Source organism: Herbaspirillum sp. BH-1 (genome assembly GCF_002870055.1).
Classification (GTDB): domain Bacteria; phylum Pseudomonadota; class Gammaproteobacteria; order Burkholderiales; family Burkholderiaceae_D; genus Herbaspirillum; species Herbaspirillum frisingense.
On the sequence record NZ_PKOI01000006.1, the window covers coordinates 325,033 to 335,519 of the forward strand.

Below are 10,487 nucleotides of genomic sequence, written 5' to 3' on the forward strand. Positions count from 1 at the left end.
TTTTTCTGGCTTTTTCATGAAAGGAGGGCGTGAACAGCGCCATTGCCATGACTACTCAACAAGACTACATCGTCGCCGACATCAACCTGGCCGACTGGGGCCGCAAGGAAATCAAGATCGCCGAGACCGAAATGCCGGGCCTGATGGCGATCCGTGACGAATTCGCCGCTTCCCAGCCGCTCAAGGGTGCCCGCATCACCGGTTCGCTGCACATGACCATCCAGACCGCCGTGCTGATCCAGACCCTGGAAGCACTGGGTGCGCAGGTGCGTTGGGCGTCCTGCAACATCTACTCGACCCAGGACCACGCCGCTGCCGCGATTGCCGCCAACGGCACTCCGGTGTTCGCCGTCAAGGGCGAGAACCTGGACGAATACTGGGAATACACCCACCGCATCTTCGAATGGACCGACGGTGGCTATTCCAACATGATCCTGGACGACGGCGGCGACGCCACCTTGCTGCTGCACCTGGGTGCGCGCGCAGAGACCGACATCTCGGTCCTGGCCAAACCTGACTCCGAAGAAGCGGTCTGCCTCTTCAACGCCATCAAGCGCTACCTGGCCAAGGATGCCAACTGGTATTCCAAGCGCCTCAAGGAAATCAAGGGCGTCACCGAAGAGACCACCACCGGCGTGCATCGCCTGTACCAGATGCACAAGGAAGGCAAGCTGGCCTTCCCGGCCATCAACGTCAACGACTCGGTCACCAAGTCCAAGTTCGACAACCTGTACGGCTGCCGCGAATCGCTGGTGGACGGCATCAAGCGCGCCACCGACGTGATGATCGCCGGCAAGGTCGCCATCGTGGCCGGCTACGGTGACGTCGGCAAGGGTTCGGCCCAGGCCCTGCGCGCGCTGTCGGCCCAGGTCTGGGTCACCGAGATCGACCCGATCTGCGCCCTGCAGGCCGCCATGGAAGGCTATCGCGTGGTGACCATGGACTATGCCGCCGAACATGGCGACATCTTCGTCACCTGCACCGGCAACTACCATGTGATCACCCATGAGCACATGAAGAAGATGAAGGACCAGGCCATCGTCTGCAACATCGGCCACTTCGACAACGAAATCGAAGTCGCCGCCCTGAAGCAGTACACCTGGGAAAACATCAAGCCGCAGGTCGACCATGTGATCTTCCCGGACGGCAAGCGCATCATCCTGCTGGCCGAAGGTCGTCTGGTCAACCTGGGTTGCGCCACCGGCCACCCGTCCTACGTGATGAGCTCGTCGTTTGCCAACCAGACCATTGCCCAGATCGAACTGTTCGTCAACACCAAGGCCTACCCGGTCGGCGTGTACACCCTGCCCAAGCACCTCGACGAGAAGGTCGCCCGCCTGCAACTGAAGAAGCTCAACGCCCAGTTGAGCGAACTCACGCCAGAGCAGGCCGCCTACATCGGCGTGAAGCTGGAAGGTCCGTACAAGCCGGAACACTACCGCTACTGATCCATGCCAGCGGCCGGCCTCACGTCGGCCCTGCATGGTTGGCAACGTCTGATCCAGCGGCCCGTGCGGCGTCCCCAGGGGCGCCGCGCTCACAGTGGCCGCTGTTGTCTTCATCACTCCCCTGACGGGGTCGAAAGGAATCTCCGTGCGCCTGCTGCTGACCTGGCTCATCAACGCCCTGGCCTTGCTGGCCGTTCCCTACCTGATGCACTCGGTGCAGGTCGACAGCTTCGGCTCGGCCCTGCTGGCCGCGCTCATCCTGGGTTTCGTCAATACCATCGTGCGCCCGGTGCTGGTCGTGCTGACCCTGCCGGTGACGGTGGTCACGCTGGGTCTGTTCATCCTGGTCATCAATGGCCTGATGTTCTGGGTCGTGGCGCAACTGGTGGGCGGCTTCCACGTGGCCGGATTCTGGTCTGCCGTGGGCGGCGCGCTGCTCTATAGCATCGTGTCCTGGGCCTTGTCGACGCTGTTGCTGAAATCGGGATCGAATCAATGAGTACGCATAATTTCAGTATCGAATTCTTCCCGCCCAAGACCGCCGAAGGCGCGCAAAAGCTGCGCGCCACCCGCGCCCGGCTGGCCCAATTGCAGCCCCGCTATTTCTCGGTGACCTTCGGCGCCGGCGGCTCCACCCAGCAGGGTACCCGCGACACCGTGCTGGAGATCATCGGCGAAGGCCATCAGGCGGCACCGCACCTGTCCTGCATCGGCAGCTCGCGTGCCAGCCTGCGTGCCATCCTGGACGATTACCGCGCCAACGGTATCAAGCGCCTGGTGGCGCTGCGCGGTGACCTGCCCAGCGGTTATGGCGCCATGGACCAGGCATCCAGTGAGTTCCGCCATGCCAACGAACTGGTCGAGTTCGTCCGCGCCGAGACCGGCGACTGGTTCCACATCGAAGTGGCGGCCTACCCCGAAATGCATCCCCAGGCCCGTTCGCCGCAGGACGATGTCCAGAATTTCGCGCGCAAGGTCAAGGCCGGCGCCAATGCAGCCATCACCCAGTATTTCTACAACGCCGATGCCTACTTCCGCTTCGTGGACGAGGCCGCTCGCCTGGGCGCGACCGTGCCGGTGATCGCCGGCATCATGCCCATCACCAATTACTCGCAGCTGATGCGCTTCTCGGACATGTGCGGCACCGAGATCCCGCGCTGGATCCGTCTCAAGCTGGCCAGCTATGGCGACGATACGGAATCGATCCGCGCCTTCGGCCAGGATGTGGTCACGCAGCTGTGTGAGCGCCTGCTGGCCGGTGGCGCACCGGGTCTGCATTTCTATTCACTGAACCAGGCCGCCCCCACCGAGGCGATCTGGCAGCAACTGGTCAAGTAACGCCACACCTGGCAAGCGGGTGCCAGTCGCATAGCCGGGCCTTGGCCCGGCTTTTTCATTGTCCAATCGATAATGGCGAATGGTTGGAAGACATCAGCCCACATCAGCCGACGTCGGTGAGGATGGCTTCCAGTGGCACGTCATGCGTCTGCGGTTCGAACGCCACCAGCCCGAAGCCATAACACACGCCCACCGCCAGCGGCCGCACCGGGCCGGCCAGGGTGCGGTCATAGAAGCCGCCCCCGTAACCCAGCCGGAACCCGGCCTCGTTGAAGCCGAGGCAGGGAATGAGCAGGGCCTGCGGCTGGACCACTGCGGTACCTGCCGGCGGTACCCTGGTCCCCATGGCATCCTTTTCCAGGGCATCACCCGGGCGCCAGCGGCGAAACTCCAGCGGCATCTCCCGCCCCACCACCACCGGCAGGCACAGGTCCACGCCGTGCGCTGCCAGCGCGTTATAGGCGTCAGCCAGGTCGGGTTCACGCCGTATCGGCTGATATACCGCCAGGCTGGTGATGGCCGAGCCGACGCACCAATCCACCACACGCTGGCCGATGCGCTGTTCGGCGCGCAGCTTGTCCGCGTCGCCCAGGGCCTTGCGACGTCCGAGCAGGTCGGCGCGCAGGGCATTCTTGTGCAGCACCGCGAGGGCCTGTTCGGTCTCCGGAGCGGGTGCATCGCGTGCTATGCTTGGGTTCATTATTTGTTCCATCAATCTGCATGAAGAAGCTTGCATGAGTATGCGTCCGAAGAAACATCCGTTCAACCAGCGCCTGCGCGCGCTGGCCGCCTCATTGGCCACCTCGCTGGCGCTGCCCCTGGTCGTGGCGACCGGCACCGTCCTGATCGTGGCGCCAGCGGCCCACGCCCAGAAACGCCTGGCCCCGGACGCGGCGCCCGACGATCTCTTCCTCGCCCTGCGCCAGGCCGCTGCCAGCGACAATGCCGCGCTGGCGCAGGACCTGGCCGCGCGCCTGTCCGGCTACGAGCTGGCCTCCTACGTCGATTACTATCGCCTCAAGCCGCGCGTGCGCGACTATAGCGCCAGTGAACAGGATATCCGCGATTTCCTGGCACGCTGGGATGGCCAGGCCATCGTCGACCGCCTGCGCAACGACTGGCTGCTGGCATTGGGCAAGACCGGCAACTGGACCGTCTTCGACGAGCAATACCCCAAGTTCGTGCTCAACGACGATGTCCAGGTCAAGTGCTTCGCCCTCAACTCGCGCGCCCTGAAGGGTGAGAACGTGGCCGAGGAAGCACGCGCCCTCTTGAGCAACCCCAAGGACTATGGCCAGGGCTGCAGCGACCTGATCTCCACGCTGGCCCAGAACGGCCAGTTCAGCCAGGCCGATGTCTGGTTCCAGATCCGCCAGGCGGCCGAGAACGGCAATGCCACCGTCGCCCGTCGCGCCGCCGTGCTGGTCGATAGCGGCGATGTCGGCGTCACCCAGGTCATGGACCGCCCCGCGCTGATGCTGGCCAAAGGGCCGGGCAAGGGTGCTGCCAACCACCAGCTCTACATCATCGCACTGGGCCGCATCGCCAAGAGCAATCCGACCCAGGCCGCCACCTATCTCGGCGATGCCGGGCGCAACATGACGGCGCAGGAAGTCGCCCAGGGCTGGGCGCAGATCGCGCTGGCGGCGTCCTACAAGCTGGCGCCGGAAGCCTCCGATTACTGGCGCCGCGCCAAGGATGCAGCGCTCACGCAAGATGCCATGCAGTGGAAGGTCCGCATGGCCCTGCGCGATGGCGACTGGAAGACCGTGCGCAAGACCATCGAGGCCATGCCGGCCCCGCTGCGCAGCGACACCGCCTGGGTCTACTGGCTGGGCCGTGCGCTGAAGGAAGAAGGGCAGACCGACGCCGCGCGTCGCCTGTTCGAATCGATCGCACCCAACTTCAGCTTCTACGGCCAGCTGGCCCTGGAAGAGCTGGGCCAGAAGATCAGCATCCCGCCCGGACCGACGCCGCCCGGCGCTGGCGAAGTGGCGCTGTATTCGCAGAATGCCGGCTTCAAGCGTTCGCTCAAGTTCTATCAGTTGAACCTGCGCTTCGAAGCCATCCGCGAATGGAACTGGGAATTGCGCAACATGAGCGACCGCCAGCTGCTGGCCGCCGCCGAGTACGCGCGCCAGAGCGACGTGCTGGACCGCATGGTCAATACCTCCGATCGCACCCGCAGTGAATTCGATTTCACCCAGCGCTTCCCGGCCCCGCACCTGCCCGAGATGAACGCCGCCACCAAGCCGCTGGGCATGGAGAACGCCTGGGTCTATGGCCTGATCCGCCAGGAATCGCGCTTCATCAAGTCGGCCCGTTCCCATGTGGGGGCCTCCGGCCTGATGCAGTTGATGCCAGCTACCGCCAAGTTCGTCGCCAAGAAGATCGGCATGAGCGAATTCACCGCCGACCAGGTCAACGACATCAACACCAACCTGCTGCTGGGCACCAGCTACCTCGACATGGTGCTCAACAACATGGAAGGCTCGGAAACCCTGGCCACCGCCGGCTACAACGCCGGCCCCGGCCGCCCCCGTACCTGGCGCGCGACCTTGCCGCGTCCGGTGGAAGGCGCGATCTTCGCCGAGATCATCCCTTTCAATGAAACCCGGGGCTATGTCAAGAACGTGATGTCCAATGCGACCTACTATGCGGCCATGTTCGAGAACCGCCCGCAATCGCTGAAGCAGCGCATGGGCACGGTGGCGCCTAATTCCAACGTCGCCACCGACCTGCCCTGATCCCGTCGCCCGCGCTGTCGGCGATGGCCGGCGGCCAACAGGAAATCGGAGAGTGACAAATGGCAGTCAGGAAGATCCTCGTCATCGGTGGTTCCGGCTTCATCGGCACGCGGCTGGTGGAACTGCTGGGCAGCAGCACCGCTTATCGCATCATGGTCCCCACGCGCCGCTACGAGCGCGCCAAGCATCTGCTGGTGTCGCCGGTGGTCAGCGTGGTACAGGCCGATATCCATGACGACGCCGTGCTGGCGCGGCTGGTGGCCGAGGCTGATGCAGTCATCAATCTGGTCGGCATCCTGCAGTCGCGCCCGGCACGCGGTGGCGCGCCCTATGGCCCCGACTTCGAACGCCAGCATGTCCTGCTGCCGCGCCGCATCGTCGCCGCCTGCGTGCAGCAAGGCGTACCGCGCTACCTGCACATGAGCGCGCTGTGCGCCGATGCCCAGGGGCCATCGATGTACCTGCGCTCCAAGGCAGCCGGCGAACGGGAAGCACTGGCCTCGCCGGCGCTGGATGTGGCCATCTTCCGGCCGTCGGTGGTGTTGGGCGAGGGAGATAACTTCCTCAACATGTTTGCCGGCCTGAACCGGATGTTCCCCGTGATCCCGCTGGGCAGCGCCCAGGCGCGATTCCAGCCGGTCTATGTGGGTGACGTGGCACAGGCCTTCGTCAATGCGCTGGCGTTGCCGCGCCTGGGCGGCAAGGTGTTCGAGCTGGGCGGGCCCAGGCAATACGCCCTGCGTGATCTGGTACGTCTGGCGGGCTGGTACAGTGGCCACCCGCGCCCGGTGGTAGGCTTGCCGGATGCCCTGGGCTGGCTGCAGGCCTTCGCCCTGGAACACCTGCCCGGCAAGCTGATGAGCCGCGACAACGTAGCCTCCATGCAAGTGGACAACGTACTGCACGGCCCCATCGCAGCCGAACTGCGGCTTGCCCCCCGGTCGGTCGAGGAGATCGTCCCCGGCTACCTGTCCTCGCGCAGCCCGCAACAGCAGTTCGACCTTTTTCGCAGCACCGCGCGGCGCTGAGCCTGTCGCTCACCGCGCTTTTGACCTTCAAGAAACGAGCCCCCATGCAAGACACTGAACTTGATCCGGTACTGTCCGAGACGCTGCAAAAAGCCGGCCGCCACATGCCCACGCTGGTGATCGCCAACAAGAACTACTCGTCCTGGTCGATGCGACCGTGGGTGGCCATGGTCGCCTTCGACATCCCCTTCAAGGAAGTGCGCGTGCTGCTGGACCAGCCCGATACCGCCGCCGACATCGCCCGCTACACCGGCTCCGGCCGCGTGCCGGTGCTGCTGGATGGCGACATCGCGATCTGGGATTCGCTGTCCATCTGCGAATACCTGGCCGAACAGTTCCCCGACCGTGGCCTGTGGCCGGCACGCACCGACGCCCGCGCCATCGCCCGCAGCATCTGCGCCGAGATGCACTCCGGCTTCACCGGCCTGCGCAGCGCCATGAGCATGGACATCCGCGGTCGTTACCCCGGCCAGGGCCGCACCCCCGAGGCGCAGGCCGATATCGGCCGCGTCTGCGAAATCTGGGAAGAATGCCTGTCGCAGTTCGGCCATCACGATTTCCTGTTCGGCGATTTCTCGATCGCCGACGCCTTCTACGCGCCCGTGGTGATGCGCTTCATCAGCTACCAGGTGCCGCTGGCCCCGGCCCTGCAGGCCTACGCCGACCGCGTGCGCGCGCATCCGGCGGTGGCACGCTGGATCGCCGAGGCGCTGGCCGAGAAGGAAGTCCTTCCCGATCACAAGTGAGGCAAGCAAGATGAAGATCTACACCGTCGGCGGCGCAGTGCGCGACGGCTTGCTGGGCCTGCCGGTGAAGGACCGCGACCACGTGGTGGTCGGCGCCACCCCGCAGCAGTTGCTGGAGCGGGGATTTCGTCCGGTGGGCAAGGATTTTCCGGTGTTCCTGCATCCCGAGACCCAGGAGGAATACGCCCTGGCCCGCACCGAGCGCAAGACCGCGCCCGGCTACAAGGGCTTCGCCTTTCATGCCGCGCCCGACGTCACGCTGGAAGAAGACCTGGCGCGCCGCGACCTGACCATCAATGCCATCGCCCAGGACGAGGATGGCACCCTGGTCGATCCCTATCAGGGCCGAGCCGATATCGAGCGCCGCGTGTTCCGCCATGTCTCCGATGCCTTCATCGAGGACCCGGTACGCATCCTGCGGCTGGCGCGCTTTGCGGCGCGCTTCGCCGATTTCAGCGTGGCCCCCGAGACCCAGGCGCTCATGCAGCGCATGGTCGAAGAGGGTGAAGTCGATGCCCTGGTGCCCGAACGCGTATGGCAGGAGCTTGCACGTGGCCTGATGGAGCGCAAGCCCTCACGCATGTTCGAGGTATTGCGCAGCTGCGGCGCATTGCAGCGCATCCTGCCCGAGCTGGCCGCGCTGTGGGGCGTGCCGCAACCGGAAAAGTGGCATCCCGAGATCGATACCGGCGTGCATGTCATGCTGGTGGTGGACTGGGCAGCGGCACAGGGCTTCTCCTTGCCCATCCGCTTCGCCGCGCTGTTGCACGACCTCGGCAAGGGCAGCACGCCGCCCGAGATGTGGCCACGCCATCACGGTCATGAAGCACGCAGCGAGCGCCTGGCCGAGCAGGTCTGCGCCCGCCTGAAGGTACCCGGTGAATGTCGCGACCTGGCGCTGATGACGGCTCGCGAGCACGGCAACGTCGGCCGCGCCTTCGAGATGCGTCCCGATACGCTGGTCAGGTTCTTCGCCCGTTGCGACGCCTTCCGCAAGCCGCAGCGCTTCATCGACATGCTGCGCGCCGCCGAGTGTGATCATCGCGGCCGCACCGGCCTGGAGCAGCAGCCCTTCCCGCAGGCGCCCTATCTGGAGGGTGCGCTGCAGGCCGCGCAACAGATCGATGCCGGCGCCATTGCAGGCCAGCAGACGCAGCCGCAACGCATCCCCGAGGCCATCCTGGCAGCCCGTACCGCCCAGGTCGAGGCCTTCGTCGCGCAGCACCGGCCGGTGCAGCACTGAAGCAGAGGCCGACCATGAGCAACCCCTTCACCCGCTGGATGCAACGACTGCGCGGCGCCTCTGCGGCCGCTGGTGAGCGACATGAGAAGCCGCATGTCTTCGTCAAGGAATTGTCACCCCGCTCGCGGCGTCACCTGTTGCGCCACTTCCTGGCGCTGGAAGAAAAGGATCGCCTGCTGCGCTTCGGCTCCAAGCTCTCCGACGAGATGGTGACGCGCTATGTCGAGGGCATCAACTTCGAACGCGATACCGTCTTCGGCGTCTACGACCGGCGCCTGCGCCTGCTGGGGGTGGGGCATCTGGCTTTCGCGCCCAAGGAAAGCACGCGCATCAGCGGCGCCACCATCAAGCCGGTGGTGGCCGAGTTCGGGGTCTCCGTCACGGCCGCCGCACGCGGGCTGGGCGTGGGAACGCGCCTGTTCATGCGGGCTTCCATGCGCTGCCGCAATGCCGACGTCGATACGCTGTACATGCACTGCCTCTCCTCCAACAAGGTGATGATGCACATCGCCAAGAAGGCCGGCATGGAAATCCATCGTGACTACGGCGAAGCCGATGCCTACCTCAAGATCAAGCCCGCCAATTCGGCCACGGTGTTCCAGGAGGCCGTGGAAGAGCAGGTCGCCATGCTCGACTACATCGTCAAGGCCAACTTCAAGGCCCTGCTCAAATGGGGCGCCCGCGTGACCGGCATCGGCAGCGACAAGAAGGACCGGACGCCGCCTCCGCCGGGCGCATAGAGTCACTCCCGCACCGCCACGCATGACCATCCCGGCAAGGGGGCGCATAATATGCGCCTCACTTTGATAACGGGTATGCCATGAGCACCAATCCCAACACTGACGATTTCTTTGCCACCGTCGCCACCAAGTCCGATAGCGGCGCCTTGCGCGGCGACTACAGCCAGGCCGACGCCAACTACGTCGTGGCCCAGAACTGGGAGGCCTATACGCCGGCCCAGCACGCACTGTGGCGGCGTCTGTATGAACGCCAGGCGCGCCTGATCCCGGGGCGTGCCTGCGATGTCTTCATCGACAGCCTGAAGGCCCTGGACGTCTCGCAAGGCATCCCGCGCTTCGACCAGACCACCGAGGCACTCTTCAAGGCCACCGGCTGGCAGCTGGTGGCCGTGCCGGGCCTGGTACCAGACCACACCTTCTTCGAGCATCTGGCCAACCGCCGCTTCCCGGTCACGGTCTGGCTGCGGGAAGAACACGAATTCGACTACATCGTCGAGCCCGACGTGTTCCACGACTTCTTCGGTCACGTACCGCTGTTGTTCAATCCGGTCTTCGCCAATCACCTGCAGGAATACGGCAAGGGCGGCCTGAAGGCGCTCAAGCTCGACGGCCTGGCCTACCTGGCACGCCTGTACTGGTACACCATCGAGTTCGGCCTGATCCAGAGCGAACAGGGCTTGCGCATCTACGGCGCCGGCATCCTGTCTTCCGGCGGCGAGGTGGAATATTGCCTCTCCAGCGAGCAGCCACGCCGCGTACCTTTCGACGTGGAGCGCATCATGCGCACGCTCTACAAGATCGATACCTACCAGGAAACCTATTTCGTCATCCGCGATTTCGAGCAACTGTTCAATGACACTGCGCCCGATTTCACGCCCATCTATGAGCGACTGAAGCAACAGGAAGCGTTGTCCGCCCACAGCCTGCTGCCGGGCGAGACCAACCTGCCACCGAATCGCTGAAACCTGAAGAGATCGGCAGGCGGCCTCGTTGAAGACTCACTGAAGAACTTCGAGGCCGCCGGTCAGATTGCTGACCTTTCAAGACGCGATGATGCAGGTCAAGAAAGGCCCGCCTTGGCTACAGACAATGATCGACTTCATTGTCCGTCACCAAGGAGTCAGCCATGCCCTTCAAGCCCATCCTGTCCACCCTGCTGCTGGCCGCCAGCACCTTGCTGGTACCGCCCGCCCACGC

General features: G+C 64.7%; 10 protein-coding genes. 9 read left to right on the forward strand and 1 reads right to left on the reverse strand.

Annotated features, from left to right (window positions below; translation table 11 throughout):
• Nucleotides 1–47: 47 nt before the first annotated feature.
• From ahcY to metF, 3 genes are all read left to right on the forward strand, one after another.
• On the forward strand, nucleotides 48–1,448 hold the full coding sequence (gene ahcY, locus HBH1_RS11245; RefSeq protein ID WP_208399168.1) for an adenosylhomocysteinase: 1,401 nt from the start codon (nucleotides 48–50) through the stop codon (nucleotides 1,446–1,448).
• Between the two features lie 145 nt (nucleotides 1,449–1,593).
• The gene (locus tag HBH1_RS11250) at nucleotides 1,594–1,947 is read left to right on the forward strand and encodes a phage holin family protein (protein WP_006465147.1); all 354 of its coding nucleotides are present in this window, start codon (nucleotides 1,594–1,596) and stop codon (nucleotides 1,945–1,947) included.
• A complete protein-coding gene (metF, locus tag HBH1_RS11255) occupies nucleotides 1,944–2,786 on the forward strand; it encodes a methylenetetrahydrofolate reductase [NAD(P)H] (RefSeq protein ID WP_102662819.1) in 843 nt (280 codons plus the stop codon). Before HBH1_RS11250 ends, metF begins: the two co-directional genes overlap by 4 nt.
• Nucleotides 2,787–2,889: 103 nt before the next feature.
• Here metF and HBH1_RS11260 read toward each other — a convergent pair whose 3' ends face one another.
• Complete coding sequence (locus HBH1_RS11260; protein WP_233207584.1) at nucleotides 2,890–3,486, reverse strand: 5-formyltetrahydrofolate cyclo-ligase; 597 nt, start codon at nucleotides 3,484–3,486, stop codon at nucleotides 2,890–2,892.
• Between the two features lie 34 nt (nucleotides 3,487–3,520).
• Between HBH1_RS11260 and HBH1_RS11265 the strand changes: the two genes are divergently transcribed.
• The 6 genes from HBH1_RS11265 (at nucleotide 3,521) to phhA (ending at nucleotide 10,252) form a co-directional block, all read left to right on the forward strand.
• Entirely contained in the window at nucleotides 3,521–5,533 is a 2,013-nt protein-coding gene (locus tag HBH1_RS11265) for a lytic transglycosylase domain-containing protein (RefSeq protein WP_102662821.1), read from the forward strand.
• Between the two features lie 59 nt (nucleotides 5,534–5,592).
• Nucleotides 5,593–6,561, forward strand: coding sequence for a complex I NDUFA9 subunit family protein (locus HBH1_RS11270; protein ID WP_102662822.1), 969 nt, complete (start codon nucleotides 5,593–5,595; stop codon nucleotides 6,559–6,561).
• Nucleotides 6,562–6,605: 44 nt separating this feature from the next.
• On the forward strand, nucleotides 6,606–7,307 hold the full coding sequence (locus HBH1_RS11275) for a glutathione S-transferase family protein (RefSeq protein ID WP_102662823.1): 702 nt from the start codon (nucleotides 6,606–6,608) through the stop codon (nucleotides 7,305–7,307).
• 10 nt (nucleotides 7,308–7,317) lie between these two features.
• Nucleotides 7,318–8,550, forward strand: a complete 1,233-nt coding sequence (locus HBH1_RS11280; protein WP_102662824.1) for a multifunctional CCA addition/repair protein — start codon at nucleotides 7,318–7,320, stop codon at nucleotides 8,548–8,550.
• A gap of 14 nt (nucleotides 8,551–8,564) precedes the next feature.
• Nucleotides 8,565–9,290, forward strand: coding sequence for a GNAT family N-acetyltransferase (locus HBH1_RS11285; protein WP_077236185.1), 726 nt, complete (start codon nucleotides 8,565–8,567; stop codon nucleotides 9,288–9,290).
• A gap of 80 nt (nucleotides 9,291–9,370) precedes the next feature.
• Nucleotides 9,371–10,252: a phenylalanine 4-monooxygenase gene (phhA, locus tag HBH1_RS11290; RefSeq protein WP_006465139.1), complete on the forward strand. Its 882-nt coding sequence runs from the start codon at nucleotides 9,371–9,373 to the stop codon at nucleotides 10,250–10,252.
• The last annotated feature ends 235 nt before the right edge of the window (nucleotides 10,253–10,487 follow it).

Coding starts and splice junctions, on each gene's coding strand:
- HBH1_RS11260 (WP_233207584.1), bottom strand. CDS start 3,486: ATGAACCCAAGCATAGCACGCGATGCACCCGCTCCGGAGACCGAACAG.
- HBH1_RS11285 (WP_077236185.1), top strand. CDS start 8,565: ATGAGCAACCCCTTCACCCGCTGGATGCAACGACTGCGCGGCGCCTCT.
- HBH1_RS11265 (WP_102662821.1), top strand. CDS start 3,521: ATGAGTATGCGTCCGAAGAAACATCCGTTCAACCAGCGCCTGCGCGCG.
- HBH1_RS11275 (WP_102662823.1), top strand. CDS start 6,606: ATGCAAGACACTGAACTTGATCCGGTACTGTCCGAGACGCTGCAAAAA.
- HBH1_RS11270 (WP_102662822.1), top strand. CDS start 5,593: ATGGCAGTCAGGAAGATCCTCGTCATCGGTGGTTCCGGCTTCATCGGC.
- phhA (WP_006465139.1), top strand. CDS start 9,371: ATGAGCACCAATCCCAACACTGACGATTTCTTTGCCACCGTCGCCACC.
- ahcY (WP_208399168.1), top strand. CDS start 48: ATGACTACTCAACAAGACTACATCGTCGCCGACATCAACCTGGCCGAC.
- metF (WP_102662819.1), top strand. CDS start 1,944: ATGAGTACGCATAATTTCAGTATCGAATTCTTCCCGCCCAAGACCGCC.
- HBH1_RS11280 (WP_102662824.1), top strand. CDS start 7,318: ATGAAGATCTACACCGTCGGCGGCGCAGTGCGCGACGGCTTGCTGGGC.